Annotated in this window: 17 protein-coding genes; 6 read left to right on the top strand and 11 right to left on the bottom strand. The window is 73.1% G+C overall.

All coding sequences use genetic code 11. The features are described from left to right. Positions 1 to 10: 10 nt before the first annotated feature. Positions 11 to 481 (bottom strand): hypothetical protein, encoded by a 471-nt coding sequence (locus tag ESG85_RS29280; protein WP_128984187.1) that lies wholly within the window; start codon positions 479 to 481, stop codon positions 11 to 13. A 134-nt stretch (positions 482 to 615) separates the two neighbouring features. Here ESG85_RS29280 and ESG85_RS29275 point away from each other — a divergent pair, with 134 nt between their 5' ends. Together ESG85_RS29275 and ESG85_RS29270 are read left to right on the top strand one after the other, a co-directional pair. Continuing rightward, complete coding sequence (locus ESG85_RS29275; RefSeq protein WP_128984186.1) at positions 616 to 1,773, top strand: sensor histidine kinase; 1,158 nt, start codon at positions 616 to 618, stop codon at positions 1,771 to 1,773. Positions 1,774 to 1,775: 2 nt separating this feature from the next. Further along, complete coding sequence (locus ESG85_RS29270; RefSeq protein ID WP_128984185.1) at positions 1,776 to 2,402, top strand: response regulator; 627 nt, start codon at positions 1,776 to 1,778, stop codon at positions 2,400 to 2,402. A 237-nt stretch (positions 2,403 to 2,639) separates the two neighbouring features. Here ESG85_RS29270 and ESG85_RS29265 read toward each other — a convergent pair whose 3' ends face one another. Further along, positions 2,640 to 2,969, bottom strand: coding sequence for a DUF5955 family protein (locus ESG85_RS29265; RefSeq protein WP_128984184.1), 330 nt, complete (start codon positions 2,967 to 2,969; stop codon positions 2,640 to 2,642). Positions 2,970 to 3,128: 159 nt separating this feature from the next. Between ESG85_RS29265 and ESG85_RS29260 the strand changes: the two genes are divergently transcribed. The 3 genes from ESG85_RS29260 (at position 3,129) to ESG85_RS29250 (ending at position 7,056) form a co-directional block, all read left to right on the top strand. Further along, entirely contained in the window at positions 3,129 to 3,740 is a 612-nt protein-coding gene (locus ESG85_RS29260) for a nucleotidyltransferase family protein (RefSeq protein ID WP_128984183.1), read from the top strand. Positions 3,741 to 3,967: 227 nt separating this feature from the next. Then, on the top strand, positions 3,968 to 5,590 hold the full coding sequence (aceB, locus tag ESG85_RS29255) for a malate synthase A (protein WP_128984182.1): 1,623 nt from the start codon (positions 3,968 to 3,970) through the stop codon (positions 5,588 to 5,590). A 314-nt stretch (positions 5,591 to 5,904) separates the two neighbouring features. After that, positions 5,905 to 7,056, top strand: coding sequence for a GDSL-type esterase/lipase family protein (locus ESG85_RS29250; RefSeq protein ID WP_128984181.1), 1,152 nt, complete (start codon positions 5,905 to 5,907; stop codon positions 7,054 to 7,056). Between the two features lie 118 nt (positions 7,057 to 7,174). Here ESG85_RS29250 and ESG85_RS35360 read toward each other — a convergent pair whose 3' ends face one another. Together ESG85_RS35360 and ESG85_RS29235 are read right to left on the bottom strand one after the other, a co-directional pair. Next, positions 7,175 to 9,124 carry a hypothetical protein gene (locus tag ESG85_RS35360; protein ID WP_181019146.1) on the bottom strand — a complete coding sequence of 650 codons (1,950 nt, stop codon included), beginning with the start codon at positions 9,122 to 9,124 and terminating at the stop codon, positions 7,175 to 7,177. An 89-nt stretch (positions 9,125 to 9,213) separates the two neighbouring features. After that, positions 9,214 to 10,179, bottom strand: a complete 966-nt coding sequence (locus tag ESG85_RS29235; protein ID WP_128984180.1) for a fibronectin type III domain-containing protein — start codon at positions 10,177 to 10,179, stop codon at positions 9,214 to 9,216. 153 nt (positions 10,180 to 10,332) lie between these two features. On the opposite strand from ESG85_RS29235, the gene ESG85_RS29230 reads away from it, so the two are divergent. Next, positions 10,333 to 10,896, top strand: coding sequence for a hypothetical protein (locus tag ESG85_RS29230; protein WP_128984179.1), 564 nt, complete (start codon positions 10,333 to 10,335; stop codon positions 10,894 to 10,896). Between the two features lie 64 nt (positions 10,897 to 10,960). On the opposite strand, the gene ESG85_RS29225 is transcribed toward ESG85_RS29230, so the two are convergent. From ESG85_RS29225 to uraD, 7 genes are all read right to left on the bottom strand, one after another. Then, positions 10,961 to 11,653 (bottom strand): aspartate/glutamate racemase family protein, encoded by a 693-nt coding sequence (locus ESG85_RS29225; protein WP_246095360.1) that lies wholly within the window; start codon positions 11,651 to 11,653, stop codon positions 10,961 to 10,963. 97 nt (positions 11,654 to 11,750) lie between these two features. After that, positions 11,751 to 13,100 (bottom strand): nucleobase:cation symporter-2 family protein, encoded by a 1,350-nt coding sequence (locus ESG85_RS29220; RefSeq protein WP_246095367.1) that lies wholly within the window; start codon positions 13,098 to 13,100, stop codon positions 11,751 to 11,753. A 397-nt stretch (positions 13,101 to 13,497) separates the two neighbouring features. Continuing rightward, entirely contained in the window at positions 13,498 to 14,889 is a 1,392-nt protein-coding gene (locus ESG85_RS29215; RefSeq protein WP_128984177.1) for an 8-oxoguanine deaminase, read from the bottom strand. Positions 14,890 to 14,937: 48 nt separating this feature from the next. Next, entirely contained in the window at positions 14,938 to 16,356 is a 1,419-nt protein-coding gene (locus tag ESG85_RS29210) for a nucleobase:cation symporter-2 family protein (protein ID WP_128984176.1), read from the bottom strand. A 74-nt stretch (positions 16,357 to 16,430) separates the two neighbouring features. Further along, the gene (pucL, locus tag ESG85_RS29205; protein WP_128984175.1) at positions 16,431 to 17,354 is read right to left on the bottom strand and encodes a factor-independent urate hydroxylase; all 924 of its coding nucleotides are present in this window, start codon (positions 17,352 to 17,354) and stop codon (positions 16,431 to 16,433) included. A 5-nt stretch (positions 17,355 to 17,359) separates the two neighbouring features. Further along, entirely contained in the window at positions 17,360 to 17,767 is a 408-nt protein-coding gene (uraH, locus tag ESG85_RS29200) for a hydroxyisourate hydrolase (protein WP_128984174.1), read from the bottom strand. Then, positions 17,767 to 18,285 (bottom strand): 2-oxo-4-hydroxy-4-carboxy-5-ureidoimidazoline decarboxylase, encoded by a 519-nt coding sequence (uraD, locus tag ESG85_RS29195; RefSeq protein ID WP_128984173.1) that lies wholly within the window; start codon positions 18,283 to 18,285, stop codon positions 17,767 to 17,769. Before uraD ends, uraH begins: the two co-directional genes overlap by 1 nt. Between the last annotated feature and the right edge of the window lie 33 nt (positions 18,286 to 18,318).

Raw genomic sequence — 18,318 nt, 5'->3', positions numbered from 1 at the left:
GGACGACCGGCTACTTGATCAGCGCGTTCGCCACCGCGATCGCCAGGCCGATCGTCGCGTCCGCGAGGCCCACGAGCACGGCCGAGCCGCGTCGGTAGCCGGATCTGAGCGCGGCGAAGGTGCCCCAGCCGCCGAGCAGCAGGGTGTTGAGCGCCAGGCCGGCCGTGGTGACCGGTTCCTCGGGCCAGTCCGCCGCCCCGGCCAGCAGGAGCAGCGCCACGGTCGGCAGGACGCCGACCACCAGGGGCCACTCGTCCCCCAGCGCGGTGACCAGCCGCTTCCAGCGCACGGCGGCGCTGCCGGTGTGATGGGTGGCCATGTGGTGCGCGTATCCGTGCACCAGGCCGGCGGCGATTCCCGTGACCAGGATCCACAGCGCGTCGTACACGGGCGTGAAGGGTTCGCCCTCGCTCTGCAGGGCCGCGAGCAGCGCGCTCGCCAGGACGGTCCCGTAAATGCCGCCGAACATCCAGTTACGCATGATTTGTCACCGTACGGGAGATCCGCCAGGCCTCCGAACCGGGCCGTTACCTCGTCCTTATGCGGACAATCAAACTTTCGGTCGATCCCGGATCGCACGGACCGGCGGCGGGGCCCGCCTACCCTGGACGGGTCATGGATCCCCGTTCGCTCACCCCCGCCCTGCGCGTGCTGCGCCTCTGCCTCCATCTCCTGATGGCGGGCCTGCTGGCGCTCGCCGCGCTGCGCGCGCACCCCGCCGCGGGCGTCACGGCCGCCGTGGTCACCGGCGCGGTGTACGCGGCGGGGTCGGTGCTGCCGTCGGTCCGGGCCTCGCAGCGGGCCGCCGCGGTCTGGCTCGGGCTGCTGTGCCTGAGCTGGCTGGTGCTGCTGTGGGTGACGCCCGAGGCACTCTGGATCGCCTTCCCGCTGTACTTCCTGCAGCTGCACCTGCTGCCGGCGCGCTGGTCGCTGCCGGCGGTGGCGCTCACCGCGTGCGCCGCGATCCTGTCGTACGTGCGGCACGGCGCCGCGCTGAATCCGGGCGTCTTCATCGGTCCGCTGCTCGGCGCCGCGGTGGCCGTCGCGACGGTGCTCGGCTACCAGGCCCTGTACCGGGAGAGCGAGCGGCGGCGGCGCATGGTCGAGGAGCTGATGGCCACGCGGGCCGAGCTGGCGGCGGCCGAGCGGCACGCGGGAACGCTCGCCGAGCGGGAGCGGCTCGCCCGGGAGATCCACGACACCCTGGCCCAGGGGCTCTCGTCGATCCAGCTGCTGCTGCGGGCCGCCGAGCGGGCGCTGCCCGCGGGCTCGCCGGCCGCCGGGCACATCGACGAGGCGCGGCGGGCCGCGCAGGACAACCTCGCGGAGGCGCGCCGCTTCGTGCGGGCGCTGACGCCGCCCGACCTGGAGCACGGTTCGCTGGCCGGGGCGCTGGAGCGGTTGTGCGGGACGACCGGGCCCGACGGGCCGCGGGTGCGCTGCTCGGTGAGCGGGACGCCGGTCGGACTGCCCACGCCGTACGAGGTGGCGCTGCTGCGGATCGCCCAGTCCGCGCTCGCGAACACGGTGCGGCACGCCTCGGCCTCGCGTGCGGAGATCACGCTGTCGTTCATGGGCGGCTCGGTGACGCTGGACGTGGTGGACGACGGCAAGGGCTTCGACCCGGTCACCGTGCGGCCGTCCTCGGGGGGCGGCTTCGGTCTTCCGGCGATGCGCTCGCGGGCCGAGTCGCTGGGCGGCTCGTTCACCGTCGAGTCCGCGCCCGGCCAGGGCACCGCCGTGGCCGTGTCCCTCCCCCTGCCCGGAGCCTGACGATGACCGTCCGACTGCTGCTCGCCGACGACCACCCGGTGGTACGGGCCGGACTGCGCGCCGTCCTCGACACCGAGCCGGACTTCACGGTGGTGGGCGAGGCGGCGACCGCGGAGGAGGCGGTCGAGCTGGCCGCCGCCGGGGGTGTGGACGTGGTCCTGATGGACCTCCAGTTCGGGGCCGGGATGCACGGCTCGGAGGCGACCGCGGCGATCACCGCCGTACCGGGCGGGCCGCGGGTGCTGGTCCTGACCACGTACGACTCGGACGCGGACATCCTCGCGGCCGTGGAGGCGGGCGCCTCGGGCTATCTCCTGAAGGACGCCCCTCCGGAGGAACTGGCGGCGGCGGTCCGGACCGCGGCGGCGGGCCAGTCGGCGCTGGCCCCCGCGGTGGCGCACCGGCTGATGGACCGGATGCGGACCCCGGCGGAGGCGCTGACCCGGCGCGAGCTGGAGGTGCTCCAGCTGGTCGGCGAGGGTCTGTCGAACCAGCAGATCAGCAAGGCGCTGTTCCTGAGCCAGGCGACGGTGAAGTCGCACCTGGTGCACATCTTCGCCAAGCTCGGCGTGGACTCCCGGACGGCGGCGGTGGCGGCGGCGACCGCGCGGCGGCTGATCAGGCGCTGAGCGGGCCTGGCGGCTGGCCGGGGACTGAGCGGACGCGGTGGCTGGCCGGGGACTTAGCGGGCCCGACGACCGATCGAGGGCCGAGCGGACGCGGCGGCTGGCCGGGGGCTGAGCGGGCCCCGGCGACCGATCGGGGGTTGCGCGGGCACAGATGCTCCTCAGGCGCTGCGCGCGCATCCGAGGACCCGGGTGCCACGGCACCCGGCATCCCGGGGCCTGCCCGGCCGGCGGGCCGTCTCAGGACGCGTCGGCCGGAGGGGGTGGCGGCGGGCCGAAGAGTTCGACGGCGCCCCGGACCGCCGCGAGCCCCTCGGCGAGGGCGCTGACCGAACCGACCGCGCCCGCGATGAGGAGCAGCGAGCGGCGCAGCCGCCACACCTCCGGAGCTCCGCCGGCGGCCATCGCGTCGAGCGCGGCGAGCTCGTCCTCGGCGATCCCGCGGTCGGCGAAATCGCGGCGGTGTCCGGCCAGTTCGCGCCGTAACCGGGACACGGCGGCGCGCAGTTCGGCCACCCTCGGGTCCACGCCGTCAGCGCTCACTCGCCTCTGCCCCACGCTTCGCAACATGGTTCCCCCACTTGCGCACGCCACTGTGCCGACCGCCGGGCCGTGGTCGGGCGCCCTGGGTCGCGGGCCAGTTAACTCCCCCGCGCGCCCGGCACGCCAGCGGCCGGACGCAAGTTCAGACATCCGTGTGATCCGGCCGCGATGCGGTATGCACTCCCCATGACTCGTGAGACGGAAGAACCCCTCGTGGCGGGACTGCTGCTCGCGGCCGGCGGCGGCCGGCGGCTCGGCGGGCGCCCCAAGGCCCTGCTCACGCACCGCGGCCGGCCGCTCGTCGAGCACGCCGTACGGGTGCTGCGGGAGGGCGGCTGCGAGGTGGTGCACGTGGTGCTCGGCGCGGCCGCCGAGCGGGTGCGGGCGGAGGCCCGGCTGCCGGGGTGCGTCCTGGTGGACAACCCGGACTGGGCGGAGGGCATGGGTTCCTCGCTGCGCGCCGGGCTCGCGTCGCTGAAGGCGGAGGCCCTGCCGGTGGACGCGGCCCTGGTGTCGCTGGTGGACCAGCCGGGGATCGGCCCCGCGGCGGTGGACCGGGTGCGTGCCGCGTACGGCTCGCGCGGGACGCTCGCGGCGGCCTCGTACGACGGGAGGCGCGGCCATCCGGTGCTGTTCGGCGCGGACCGCTGGGCGGCCATCGCGGCGGGCGCGGTCGGGGACCAGGGGGCGCGGGACTACCTGAAGGCGCATCGGGATGCGATCACGCTCGTGGACTGTTCGGATGTGGCCGAGCCCTATGACATCGACACGGAGGCGGACCTGGTGCACCTGGAGTGAAGGTGGTGGCACCGAGCGCCACGTTGTGTCGACCCGAAGAATCTCGACATCAACAAACCATTGAACTTCCACCATGAGGAAACTAGTATCCACTGTTCAGAAGCGCCTGATCCTCCGAGACGGCGCTCCCGGCCGTATCCCGGCGCCAGTGGCACTGCGTGCCGCGCGACGCGCCCGGCGGCCGGACTGGCACCGCCCGTGAAGCCCGCTGAAGGAAGTGACAGTTCATGTCCGCACCAGCGCCGTCCTCCCTGGTCGTCGTCGAAGCCGAGCCCCTGCCGCGCCAGGAGGAGGTGCTCACCGACACGGCCCTGGCCTTCGTGGCCGAGCTGCACCGTCGGTTCACCCCGCGCCGGGACGAACTGCTCGCCCGCCGGGCCGAGCGCCGCGCCGAGATCGCCCGCACCTCGTCGCTGGGCTTCCTGCCCGAGACGGCGGCGATCCGTGCCGACGAGTCCTGGAAGGTCGCTCCCGCACCGGCGGCGCTGAACGACCGCCGGGTGGAGATCACGGGCCCGACCGACCGCAAGATGACGATCAACGCGCTGAACTCGGGCGCGAGGGTCTGGCTCGCGGACTTCGAGGACGCCTCCGCGCCCACCTGGGAGAACGTGATCCTCGGCCAGGTCAACCTGATCGACGCGTACACCCGGAACATCGACTTCACCGACCCGCGCTCGGGCAAGGGCTACGCGCTCAAGCCGGCCGAGGAGCTCGCCACGGTCGTCATGCGGCCCCGCGGCTGGCACCTGGAGGAGCGTCACCTGACCGTCGAGGGCCGCCCGGTGCCCGGCGCGCTCGTCGACTTCGGCCTCTACTTCTTCCACAACGCCCAGCGCCTGATCGACCTCGGCAAGGGCCCGTACTTCTACCTGCCGAAGACCGAGTCGCACCTGGAGGCCCGCCTCTGGAACGACATCTTCGTCTTCGCCCAGGACCACGTCGGCATCCCGCAGGGCACCGTCCGCGCCACCGTCCTCATCGAGACCATCACGGCCGCGTACGAGATGGAGGAGATCCTCTACGAACTCCGCGACCACGCCGCCGGGTTGAACGCGGGACGCTGGGACTACCTCTTCTCCATCGTCAAGAACTTCCGTGACGGCGGCAGCAAGTTCGTCCTCCCGGACCGCAACGCGGTCACGATGACGGCCCCGTTCATGCGCGCGTACACCGAACTCCTCGTCCGCACCTGCCACAAGCGCGGCGCGCACGCGATCGGCGGCATGGCGGCCTTCATCCCGTCCCGCAAGGACGCCGAGGTCAACAAGGTCGCGTTCGAGAAGGTCAAGGCCGACAAGGACCGCGAGGCCGGCGACGGTTTCGACGGCTCCTGGGTCGCCCACCCCGACCTCGTCCCGATCGCCATGGCCTCCTTCGACGCGGTGCTCGGCGACAAGCCGAACCAGAAGGACCGGCTGCGTGAGGACGTCCACGTCGAGGGCCCCGAGCTCATCGACATCGCGTCCCTGGACGCCCAGCCCACCTACGACGGTCTGCGCAACGCCGTCCAGGTCGGCATCCGCTACATCGAGGCCTGGCTGCGCGGCCTCGGCGCCGTCGCCATCTTCAACCTGATGGAGGACGCGGCCACCGCCGAGATCTCGCGCTCGCAGATCTGGCAGTGGATCAACGCGGAGGTCGTCTTCGAGAACGGCCGCAAGGCCACCCCCGAACTCGCCCGTGAGGTCGCCGCCGAGGAGCTCGCCGCGATCCGCGCGGAGATCGGCGAGGAGGCGTTCGCGGCCGGGAAGTGGCAGCAGGCCCACGACCTGCTGCTGCACGTCTCGCTCGACGCCGACTACGCGGACTTCCTGACCCTTCCCGCCTACGACCAGCTGGTCGGCTGACCGCACAGCAGCCGTCCGGCGTCGTCCGGGCCCCCGGCCCGGCTCCGCCGCGCAGAACGACCCCGCCCCTGGTGCTCGCACAGCACCGGGGGCGGGGTCCTTCGCGTACCGGACGCCCGGGCCCCGGCCCTTCGCGTTCGATACGCGATCCGTTTGCACCGCTTTTCGATCCATGGTGTTTCACAAGTCACGTGACGCAACCGAAATATGCAGCTACCTAGCGGTAACAACCCGGTGCGTGCGAGATTCCGCCATGCCACCGGCCGGCGGCTGTCCCCCACTCACTGCGCACCGCTCACCGCAGGAGCACAGCCATGTCTTCGTCCCCGCACCGCCGCGCCCTGCGCGGACTGCTCGCCCTGTGCGTCGCCGCCGGGCTCGTCTCCCTGACCCCGGCCCCGGCCCTCGCCTCCCCCGGGACCGGGCCCACCGCCGTCGTCTCCCTGGGCGACAGCTACATCTCCGGCGAGGCCGGCCGCTGGATGGGCAACAGCCTGACCACCAGTGGCAGCCGCAACGGCACCGACCGGGCCTGGACCGGCAGCACGTACGACCCGAGCCGGATCTACGGCGCCTCGGAGGCCAACGGCTGCCACCGCTCGGACTCGGCCGAGGTGAAGAGCGCGGGCCCGATCGCGAGCGAGCTGATCAACCTCGCCTGCTCCGGCGCCACCACGCGCAACGTGTTCCGCTCGGTCGCCGGCGGCGTCTCCTACAAGGGCGAGGCCCCGCAGGCCGACCAGCTCGCGGCCGTCGCGGCCACCCGAGACGTGAAGCTGATCGCGCTGTCCATCGGCGGCAACGACCTCGGCTTCGCCGACATCATCACGACCTGTGCCACGGACTACATCATCTGGTACTCGTACTGCCACGACGACCAGCAGGCCGAGGTCGACGCGAAGATCAACGGCGTGATGGCGGACGTCGGCAAGGCGATCGACGAGATCAGGGCCGTGATGACCGGCGCCGGATACTCCGCCTCCGACTACCGGATCGTGCTCCAGTCCTACCCCTCCCCCATCCCCCGGTCCTCCGAGAACCGCTACGGGGAGAGCGGCTGGAGCCGCACGAGCACCGGCGGCTGTCCGTTCTGGAACCGGGACTCCGACTGGGCCCGCGACTCGCTCGTCCCGCAGATCGCGAACCGGCTGAAGGCGGTCGCGACGGCCAAGGGAGCGCAGTTCATGGATCTGCGCGACATGATGCAGGGCCGCGAGGTGTGCGCCAAGGCCAGCAAGCAGGTGTCGTCGACCGTGCCCGCCTCGGCGACGACGAGCGAGTGGGCGCGCTGGATCGACCAGAACCGGACCCAGGGCCCGCTCCAGGAGAACATGCACCCGAACTACTACGGCCAGCAGGCGCAGGGCCGGTGCCTCGCCCTGATCAGCGCGAAGCCGACCGGCAACTACAGCTGCCGCAACACGGCGGGCGCGGGCGCCTCCGGGATGTACCTCACGGCGGGCTGAGCGGGCGAGGTCCGGATGCCACGGAGCCAGGCCCTTCGCCGAGGGGTCCGGCTCACACGGGCCGACGCCTGACGGCGGGCCGGGGCCGCGAGGGCCAGAGCTCCGCGCGGCGTCGGCCTCACGGCGGGGCGAGGCCGAGGGGGCCGAGGACCCGTGCGGTCTCGTGCGGGTCGGCGGTCGCCATCGTGGCGACCAGGGCCGCCGAACCGCCGGGCCAGCCCGCCGCCGCCTCGTCGAAGGCGGTGCGCCGGGACTCCAGCGGCCCCCGCTTGCCGGGCAGCCCGTCCAGGACCCGCAGGGCCCGGGCCGATTCCGGCACCACGCCCGGTTCCACCCGCTCGCCCCGCGCGCGCAGCGCCTCCTCGGCTCGTGCCCCGGCCACCGGGTCCGGAAGGGCCTTCCGCAGCGCCTCGGCCGGTGCGGCGGACCAGTCGAGCAGACCGAGCAGGGCACGGGTGGCGGCGGCTTCGGAGGTGCCGGCGTTGACCGTGCCGACCGCCGCGAGCAGCTCACCCCAGGCCCCGGCGCCGTCGCCGCGGGCGCGCAGCCAGTCGGCGAGCACCCGGCCCGCGACGGCCGGCGGCCAGCCCTCTGCGGCGGCCACCAGGCGGGCGGCGTCCCAGCCGGCCGTCTCGGCGGCGTCGGGCACGGCGACCCTGCGCACCGCGAGGAGGTAGCGGACCACGGCGCAGCCCCGCGGGGTGAGTCCGAAGGCGTCGCCGTGGCGGAAGACCAGTCCGGTCGCGGCCAGCCGGTCGACGACCGCGGCGAGTTCGCGCGCGGGCTTGTCGAGCCGGGCTCGGTCGGTGTCGGTGATGCCGGGCGAGCCGAGCAGCCGGGCGAGTTCGCCGGCGGTCGGCGTGGTGTACGCGGGCGAGGCGGGGGGCGGTACGCGGACGGGCGCGTCCTCCAGGGCCGGGTCGACCGCCCAGTCCTCGAACTCGGCGGCTCGGCGTGCGACCGACTCGGCGGAGCAGCCGCGCTGGTAGAGCGTGTAGAGCAGATGGGCGGCCTCGCCGCCGTAGGGCCCGGCCCCGCCCCCACGGGGGCCGGACCCGCCACCGCCCGGCTCGGGCACGCCTGCGCCTCCCGCCCCGGCCGTACCTCCAGTCCCGGCCGTACCTCCGGTCCCGGCCATACCTCCAGTCCCGGCCGTCATGCTCGTCCCGGGCGCCTCGCCGGCCCCGTACGGCTCCGCCTCCGCGAGTTCGTCGACGGCGGCGGCGAGCAGGTCGGCGTCCCGTTCGACGTCCTCCTCGGCCGCTTCCGTCTCGGGCGGCGGCAGCGGCACGGACGGGTCGCCGTAGTAGTCGAGGTGCTCGTCGAGCAGGGCGTCGGCGAGGACCAGGTGGGGGAAGTCGTCCGGGCCGGGCGCGAGGTGGGCGTACTCCCCGGCCAGCCCTTCGGCGAGCCCGGCCGCGGTCCACCGGTCGAGCAGCGCGGCGGCGACGGTCCCGATGCCCTGGGCCACCTCGTGGTCGCCGAGCAGCGGCCCGGCGGCGGGCGGCCGCTCGGCGTCCCGGACGTAGGCCCTCGTCAGGACCTCGCTGAGGAGGAGGTCCGCGACGGCGGTGCGGCCCATGAGGTCGGCCCGTCGCGCTCCGTCGGGCAGCGGCGGCCCGTCGAGCCCGGCGAGCCAGGCCCGTACGGCCTGGGGGTCGTCGGGGTCGGTGCCGTCGGTGCGCAGCAGCTGGGCGTACCAGCGGGGCCAGGTGAGGTTGCCGGGGTCGCCCATGGCCCGTTCGAAATCGGCCTCGGCCTCGCCGACCGCCCCTTCCACCCGGCCGCGCCGCTCTCCGTCGAACCGCCCGGCGAGCGCCCGCAGGACGGCGGGATAGGTCCCGAGGTCACCGGGGGCCGCGCACACGAAGGCGGGCAGGTCTTCGAGGAGGAGCTCCTTGGCGAGTGCGGGCGTCGGCTCCGGCACCCCGGTCGCCCGGTCCGCGCCCCGCAGCGCGAGCAGACTCAGCACGGCATCCGCGGCCCTGACGGCTCCCGGTCCCCGGAACTGGGGGTTCGCTTCCAGGAAGGCGTCAAGACCGGTGTTGGTGAGGACGATCTCGGCCACGCTTCCCAGCGTAGTTCGGGGCGCGGCGGTGTGGCGGGTCGGCGACGGCCGCCGAACCTCCGCCGGGCTCGCCGGTCGCGCCGGCGCCGTCAGACCGTCACGACCGTGCGCGGGGCGGAGAAGTCGCCCCAGGTGCCGTCGGGGAGCCGGGCGCGGAGGGTGAGGGCGTAGCGGACGCCGGGGGTGGCGGGGACGGTGAGGGTGTACTCGACGGGCCCGGGGCCCGGGTCGGCGCCCCAGACGATGGTGGTGGCGAAGCGGCCGTTCAGGTGGAGCTGGTGCTCCTTGACGGGGGTCGCGGTGCGGGGCGGGGTCCAGGTGACGGTGATGGTGCCCTTGGCGGCGGTGGCGGTGACGCCGGTGGGCGCGGTGGCGGGGCGCCTGCCCGGGGCGGCGGGTGTGGTGAGGTCGGCGGCGTCGCTGTCCGGGGAGGAGTTCTCGGCGGCGTCGCGGGCGCGGACGGTGAAGGTGTAGGCGGTGGCGGGGCGCAGGGTGGTGAGGCGGGCCTCGGTGGCGGAGCCGGGGACGGTGTGGACGCGGGAGCCCGACTGGTAGACGTCGTAGGCGGTGACGCGGGTGTCGTCGCGGGCCGGCCGCCAGGTGAGCGTGGCGGCGCCGGGACCGGTCGGGGTGACGCGCAGGGCGGTGGGGCGGCTCGGGGGCGTGCGGTCCTCGGCGGTGGCGGCGGGTGTGGTGGCGGTGACGGCGGCGCTGTCCGCGGAGACGTTTCCGGCGGCGTCGCGGGCGCGGACGGTGAACGTGTGGGGCGTGGCGGGGGCGAGGCCGGTGACGTCGGTCATGAGGGTGCCGGCGGGGAGCTCCTTCACCGGGCGGCCCTGGTGGTGGACGGTGTAGCCGGTGACGGCCTTGTCGTCGGTGGCGGCGTTCCACATGACGTGGACGGTGGTCGCGCTGCCGGCGGTGGCGGTGACGCCGGCGGGGACCGAGGGCGGGCGGGTGTCTCTCGCGGCGACGGCGGTGCCTGAGCAGGCGGTGAGGGGCGCGGCGGCGAGGGCGGTGAGGGTCAACAGGGTTGCGGTGAGGGGGCGTTGCATGGGGGTGCCTCCATCCCGTAAAGGTCTGGACCTATATCGCACGACGGGTGGCGCGGAGGCAAGGGGGCGACGGGAAGGACGCCGTCCGGGGCGTTGTCAGTGGGGTGCGCTTCACTGGTTCCATCACTCTCCGCGACGGAATGAGGGGGAATTGTGACGGACCGTACGACGTATGTGTCGCTCGCCGGGCTGCGCGGGCGCGGCTGGAACCACGCGATGGTGGACGCGCTGCTCGGCCAGGCCGACGTCCAGGGGCGCGACCCGCGGCGCTGGACGCTCGCACCGGTGCGGCTCTATCTGCTCGCGCGGGTGGAGGCGGTGGAGCGCACGCCGGAGTTCGCCGAGTCCGCCACGCCCGCGGCGCGGGGCGCGGCGGCCGAGCGAAGGCGGCGGGCGGTCCTCGCGACGATCCGCGCCGAGCCCATCGAGGTGCCCCGGCTGCCGGCCGCCGAGCTGGAGCGCCGGGCGGTCCGCCACCGGCACCTGCTCGGCGCGCGCGGACCCGGCGGCGTCGCGGCCGGCGCGATGGTCCGCTGGCAGGTCGGCTACCTCCGCCACGCCCTCTCCCGCTACGACGCCCTCCTCGACGGCCTGTACGGCGCCACGGGCCGCGCCGAGGCCGAGCGCCTGCTGCGCCGCCGTCTGTACGAGGCGATCGCGGCGGCCTATCCGCACCTGGCGCACGAGTGCCGGCGCCGGACGGAGGTGGAGCGGTGAGGGCGGTTCCGGTGACGCGGTGGTCCGGTGACGCGGGAGGCCACCGGCGGCGCGGTGAAGGCCGTCAGGGCGCCCCGGTGAGCAGCTCGGTGACGCGGCGGCAGGCAGCGGGAATGGGCGCGACGACGGGGACCGGGAGACGCGGGCGCAGGGCTTCCGCGGCCTCGCCGAGCGGGCCGCCGCCGATGACCACGGCCTCGGCTCCGTCGCGTGCGACGCAGGCGTGGGCGGCGTCCGTCAGCGCGGCGAGCAGTGCGTCGGGGCGGGCGGCGAGCCGCTGTGGGTCGCCGGCGGTGAAGCGGGCGCCCGTGTACGCCGGCGTCAGGCCCTGGCGGGCCACGTGCGCGGCGAGGGCGTCGGCGAGGAGCGGGGTGGTGGTGGCGATGCCGAAGCGGCGGCCGGCGGCGGCCGCCTCGGCGAGCGCGGCCGCACCGATGCCGACCACCGGCACCGGGAGCGCACGGACGGCGTCGAGTCCGGGGTCGCCGAACGCGGCGACGATCACGGCCGCGCAGTCGCCGGAGGCGACGGCCGCACGGGCGGCGGTGACGACCTGCGGAGCGGCGGCGCGCAGGGCGGCCGGGTCGGTGAGCATCGGCGGACCCTCGGAGACCGTGACGCCCCGGACCCGGAGCCCCGTTCCGGCGAGGGCGCGGCGGGCGATCGCCGTCATCGTCCTGGTGGTCGCCGCCGAGGTGTTGGGGTTGACGAGCACCACGGCGGGCCGGCCGGGAGCCGTGGCGAACGGTCCGCTCACCACGGCCGGCCCCGGGCGTGCCGGGCGTGAACGGCCGGCGCCCCGGACCCCGCGGTGGGTGCGGGGGCCGGGGCGGGCGGGAGGGGGGCCGGGTGGCTCAGTGGACGTGCACCGCCTTGGCCGCGGCGGTCCCGGAGATGTCGTCGCCGGGCTCCATGGGCGCGGTCACCGTGTCGTCGTCGCGGTTCCTGCCCAGGTGGTTGAAGACCAGGTTGAGCAGCACGGCGGCGACGCAGCCGGTGGAGATGCCGGAGTCCAGGATGATCTTCGCGGTTTCCGGGAAGGCGTGGTAGAACTCCGGCGCCGTGATGGGGACGATGCCGACGGCCAGCGAGACGGCCACGATCAGCACGTTGTTGTCCTTCTCCAGTCCGGCCTTGACCAGCGTCTGGATGCCGCTCGCGGCGACCGAGCCGAAGAGGACGACGCCCGCGCCGCCGAGCACCGGTCGCGGCACGACCGAGATCAGCGAGGCAGCCACCGGCGACAGGCCCATGAGGAGCAGGAATCCTCCGCCCCAGGCGACCACGAAGCGGCTGCGGATGCGGGTCATGGCGACCAGGCCGATGTTCTGCGCGAAGGCACTGCACATGAAGCCGTTGAACAGCGGGCTGAGCGCGGAGCCCAGGGTGTCGGCGCGCAGTCCGGCCGCGATGGTCTTCTCGTCGGCGGGCCGCTCGACGATCTCGCCGAGCGCCAGCATGTCGGCGGTGGACTCGGTCATGGAGACCAGCATGACCACGCACATGGAGATGATCGCGGCGAGGGCGAACTGCGGGGCGCCGAAGTGGAAGGGCGTCGGGAAGCCGACGACGTCGGCCTCCGTCACCGGGCTGAAGTCGGCGACGCCGAAGGGTATGGCGATCAGCGTGCCGAGGACGAGACCGACCAGCACGGCGACCTGCTTGAGGAAGCCGCGGGTGAAGCGGCGCAGCAGCAGCACGATGACCAGCGTGATGGCGGCCAGCGACAGATAGGTGGTCGAGCCGTAGTCGTCGGCCGCGGGACTGGGCCCCTGTGCCCAGCCGAAGGCGACCGGCAGCAGCGAGACGCCGATGAGGGTGATGACGGTGCCGGTGACGACCGGCGGGAAGAACCGCACGAGGCGGGAGAACCAGGGGGCGGCGATGAAGCCGAGGAGTCCGGCGACGATGATCGCGCCGAAGATGACGGGAAGGGCGTCGGCCTTGTCCTTCGTGGTGTCGACGATCGCGAGCATCGGGGCGACGCCGGCGAAGGTGACGCCGTTGACGAAGGGCAGCCGGGCGCCGATCTTCCAGACGCCGAGGGTCTGGAGGAAGGTGGCGAGGCCGGCGGTGAAGAGGCTGGCACCGGTGAGGAAGGTGAGTTCGGTGCCGGAGAGGCCCACGGCCGCTCCGACGATCAGCGGCGGGGCGACGACGCCCGCGTACATGGCGGCCACGTGCTGCAGGCCGCTGGTGAGCATCTTCAGTGGGGGCAGGGTCTCGTCGACCGGATGTCTGGTCCGGTCGTCATCGAGGTCGGATCCTGCGTCTTGTGCATTGCGAACCTGGGGCTTGGCAGCCACGGCGGTCCTCCGGTCGGTTACACGTCGGCGGCGACGAGGGTGTCAGGGAGGTGGTGCGATGCGGTGCGGGTGCAGGAGGTGCGGCTCGTTGCGCGGGTGGGGCGGTGCGCCGGCGGAGGGGGTGCGGCACGGGGACGGCGCGTCCGGTGGGGGTGCGGACACGGGTTCACCGACCCGGGGGGTGCGGTACGCCAGGGCGTACGCACACCCCCCGGTCCGGCTGCCGCGGACCCCGCTTGGGTCCACGGCGACCGACCGAGGGCCGTCCCCCTCGGTCGGACTCCTTGGGGAGGGATCAGCCCTGGGCCGTGATGCGGGCCAGGCGCTGGGCCTCCGCGCGCGCGTCGCGCGCGATCTGGTCCTCGTCGGCGGTCAGCAGTCGGTTGTTCTCGACGATCTGCCTGCCGTTGACGAAGGACGCGGTGACCGGGGCGGCCGCGCCGAAGACGACGGCGGTGACCGGGTCGGCGATCGACGAGTGGCCGAGGCCGTCGATCTTCCACAGGACGAAGTCGGCGAGCTTGCCCGGCTCGAGGGAGCCGATGCTGTCGGCGCGGCCGAGGACCTGCGCACCGCCGAAGGTGCCGAGGCGCAGGGCCTGGCGGGCGTTGAGCGCGGCCTCGCGGTGCGCACCGAGCCGGTTGATGAGGAGCGCGTTGCGCAGCTCGGTGTGCAGTTCGCCCGACTCGTTGGAGGCGGTGCCGTCGACGCCGAGGCCGACGGGCACGCCCGCCTTGAGCATGTCGGGTACGCGGGCGATGCCGGCGGCGAGGCGCGCGTTGGACGACGGGCAGTGGGCGACACCCGTCCTGGTGCGGGCGAAGGCCGCGATGTCGGAGTCGTTCATGTGGACGCAGTGCGCCATCCACACGTCCTCGCCGAGGAATCCGGTGGACTCGAAGTAGTCCGTCGGGCCCATGCCGAACAGCTCGTGGCAGAACTTCTCCTCCTCCACGGTCTCCGAACCGTGGGTGTGCATCCGCACCCCGAGCCGGCGGCCGAGCGCGGCGCCCTCGCGCAGCAGCTCGGTGGAGATGGAGAAGGGCGAACAGGGGGCGACCGCGACCTGGGTCATGGAGTCGAAGGAGGCGTCGTGGTAGCGCTTCACCGTCTCCTCGGTCGCGGCGAGCGCGCCCTCGGTGGTCTCGACGGCGAAGTCCGGCGGCAGGCCGCCGTCCTTCTCGCTGCGGTCCATGGAGCCGCGGGCGAGGGTGAAGCGGACGCCCATGTCGGCGGCGGCGCCGATGATCGCGCCGGACAGGTCTCCGGAGCCCTGCGGGAACACGTAGTGGTGGTCCATCGCGGTGGTGACACCGCCGCGCGCCATCATCGCGAGCGAGCCCTGGGCCGCGACCCGCACCATCGACTCGTCGATCCGCGCCCACGTCGGGTAGAGCGCGACCAGCCAGTTGAAGAGGTTGTGGTCGGTCGCGAGACCCCGGGTGATCCACTGGTAGAAGTGGTGGTGGGTGTTGATCAGACCCGGAGTGATCAGGTGACCGGTGGCGTCGATCCGCCGGACCACGTTCTCCAGGCCTTCGGGGGCCTTGCCGGCACCGAGGGACTCGATCTTGTTGTCGGCGACGACGAGGTGGCCGGTGGCGTACTCGGTGTCGTTCGCGTCGACGGTGGCGATCGCCGCGTTCTCGATGACGATGCGCTGGGTGGCTGCCGAAGGTGCTGCCATGGCGGTGCTTCCTTCATTCCAGAGGGGATCGGTGGGCACGGCAGGACCCTAGGAGGATTTGAGTGCCGGGGCCGCCTGACGGCTCCGGGTGCCGAGATGATGGAAGAACAGATTCAGCAGGACGGCCACGAGCGCGCCCGCGCTGATGCCGGAGCCGAGCACGGTCTGCGCCCAGGCGGGGAATCCGGCGTAGAAGGTGGGGGCGGCGAGCGGGATGATGCCCGCTCCGAGCGCGACGGCCACCAGGATGATGTTGGAGCTGTCGTCGAGCCCGGCTTCCGAGAGGGTACGGATGCCGCTGACCGCGATGGAGCCGAAGAGCACGATGCCCGCGCCGCCGAGGACCGGCATCGGCACCAGCGAGACGACCGCGCCGAGGACCGGGAAGGCGCCGAGGACCAGCAGGGCGCCGCCGGCGACGGCGACCACGTAGCGGCTGCGCACCCGGGTGAGGGAGACGACGCCGACGTTCTGCGCGAAGGCCGAGGTGGGGAAGCCGCCGAAGACCGGACCGAGCAGGGTCGCGATGCCGTCGGTGCGCAGGCCCCGGGTGATGGTCTTCCCGTCGCTGCGCCGCTCGCAGATCTCGCCGAGGGCGAGCATGCCGGCGCTGGACTCCGTCATCAGGACCAGCATGACGATGCACAGCGAGAGGATCGCGGCGGGCTGGAACTCGGGGGCGCCGAAGGCGAAGGGCGCGGGCAGCGCGGCGACCGGCGCCTCGCGCAGGGCGGTGAAGTCCGCCATGCCGAAGGGGATCGCGGCGAGCGTGCCGATGAAGAGGCCGAGGAGCAGGGCGATCTGCTTGACGAAGCCCTTGCCGAAGCGCTGGAAGAGCAGGATGACGACGAGGGTGAAGCCGGCGAGCGCCAGGTACTTCATCGCTCCGAAGTCGGCGGCGTTCTTGTCGCCGCCCTGCGCCCAGCCCACCGGTACGGGCATCAGGGTGACACCGATGAGGGTGATCACGACGCCGGTGACGAGCGGCGGGAAGAAGCGGAGCAGCCGGCCGAAGAAGGGGCCGACGGCGAGGCAGAACACTCCGGCGACCATGACCGCGCCGTAGATGGCGGGCAGCTGGTGGCCTTCCGCGCTGGTCTCGGCGATGGCGAGCATGGGCGCGATACCGGCCGAGGAAGCGGCGTTGACGAACGGCAGCCGGTTTCCGGCGAAGCGTCCGAGGCCGATGGTCTGCAGGATGGTGGCGCAGCCGGCGATGAGCAGGCTGGCGGCGATGAGCCGGGTCATCCCGGCGGCGTCCAGGCCGACGGCCTGGCCGATGATGAGCGGAGGGGTCACGACGCCCGCGTACATCGCGGCGATGTGCTGGAGTGCGGCGGGGACGAGCCGCGAGGCGGGGAGCTTCTCGTCCACGGGGTGGCAGGCGGCCGGGGCCGCGGCCGTGCTGGACGACGGGGTGGTACACGGGCCTTCGGCAGATGCCGGCCCCTTTGCGGGCAGTGCCATGTGAGGTTCCCTCCGGTCTGGTGCCGGTCCCCGCCCGACTGCGGGCGGACGGGGACCGGGTCACTCAGTGCCGCTTAGAGGTTGGTCATGTCGACCGGGATCTGCGCCGTGGCGCCGTCCCGGAGGACGGTGGCCTCGATGAGGCCGTACATGCGGTCGGCGGCGTAGTAGACCTCGTTGTCGTTCTTGAGGCCGAAGGGCTCGAGGTCGACCAGGAAGTGGTGCTTGTTCGGGAGCGAGAAGCGGACCTCGTCGATCTCCGAGCGGTGGTTGATGATCCGCGTGGCCATCTGGTACAGCGTCTGCTGCAGGGAGTACGAGTAGGTCTCCGCGAAGGCCTCGAGCATGTGCTTGCGGGTCTGCTCGTAGGACCGCTCCCAGTTCGGCATGCGCTGGTCGTCCTCGGTCCAGTTGAACCGCCAGCGGCCCGACACCTGGGTGGCGAGGATCCGGTCGTACGCCTCCTTGAGGGTGGTGTACTGGTCCTTGATGTAGCCCCAGAACTCCGAGTTGGTGGAGTTCATGACGACGAGGTCCTTGAGGCCGGAGATGACCTCCCACTTCGCGCCGTCGAAGGTGATCTGGGTGACGCGGGTCTCCTGGCCCTTGCGGACGAAGGAGTGGTTGACCTCGTCGGCGCCGATGAACTTGGAGTTGGCGTCGGAGCTGGCGATGCGCTCCCAGGCGTACTCCTCGATCCGGATCCGGGCCCGCTTGATGGGCTCCTGGCTCGTCACGAAGTGGCGGGCGAGGTGGATGCCGAACTGCTCGGCGGACTCGATGCCGTACTCCTTGGCGAACGCGAAGACCGTGTTCTTCGTCGTGTCGGTGGGGAGGCAGTGGGCGTTCGAGCCGGTGAGGTGGACGTCGTCGAGGTCGCCGGAGAGGGCGACGGAGACGTTCAGGTCCTTGATGTGGTGCGTGCCGCCGTCGCGCGTGATCTTGACGACGCGGTTCTCTGCTTTGCCGTACTGGTTCTGGCCGAGAATCGTGGGCATGTCTGCTAGCTCCCTCGGTAAACGGAGTAGCCGAACGGGTTGAGCAGCAGCGGTACGTGGTAGTGCTCGCCCGGCACGACGGCGAACGTGATCGCCACCTCCGGGAAGAACGCTCCGGCCGCACCGCTGTCCCGATTCGCGGGGGCGTCCTGCTGCGCCTCGGCTTGCTGGTTCTGCTTGCTCAGGAAGTACGCCTCGGTCTCGAAGTCGAGGCGCACGTGGGTCGTGCCCTCCGGCAGGGCCGGGAGGTCCTTGCAGCGCCCGTCCGCGTCGGTGGCGGAGCCGCCCAGGGCGACCCAGTCGGCGTCGGAGCCGGCGCGGGCCGCGAGGGTGATGGCCACGCCCTCGGCCGGCCGGCCGATGCTGGTGTCCAGGATGTGGGTGGACACCGAGGCCGTGGTGTCGGTGCTCATCAGTTCTCTTCCTCGGTGGTCTCGACGAGACGGGTCAGACGGATGCGGTTGATCTTGCCCAGTTCGGTGCGGACGATCTCCCGCTCCTGCTCGAGCGAGTTCTCGATCCGTTCCCGGATGGCGTCGCGCATCTGCTCGCCGGTCCTGCCGGTGGCGCAGATGAGGAAGACATGGCCGAACTTGTCCTGGTAGGCCAGGTTCAGTTCGAGCATCTCGGCCTTGAGTTCCGCGGAGGCGCCGGCCATCCCGCTCTGCTCGCGGGAGGAGGTCGGGTCCCCTGCCTTCGGACGACCGATCGGCGGGTGGCCCGCCATCGCCTCGGCCAGGTCCTCGGCGGTCAGCTCGGCCATGGCGGCGTCGCTGGCGAGGAAGAGGGCTTCGGCGGTGGCAAACGGGCGCTGGGCGAGGATCTTGCTCCCCCACGCCGAACTGGAGCACACCTCGTGGAGCGCGGTGACGGCGTCACCCTCCGCCGAGGTGTTGAACCGGGCGAGGCCCGGAGTCGTACCTGAAGTCACGGGAAGCCTCCGTGGCTGTTTTTCGCTGTGCGT

The organism is Streptomyces roseicoloratus (genome assembly GCF_004117935.1).
Lineage (GTDB): Bacteria > Actinomycetota > Actinomycetes > Streptomycetales > Streptomycetaceae > Streptomyces > Streptomyces roseicoloratus.
This window is presented reverse-complemented; position numbering and strand designations above follow the sequence as displayed.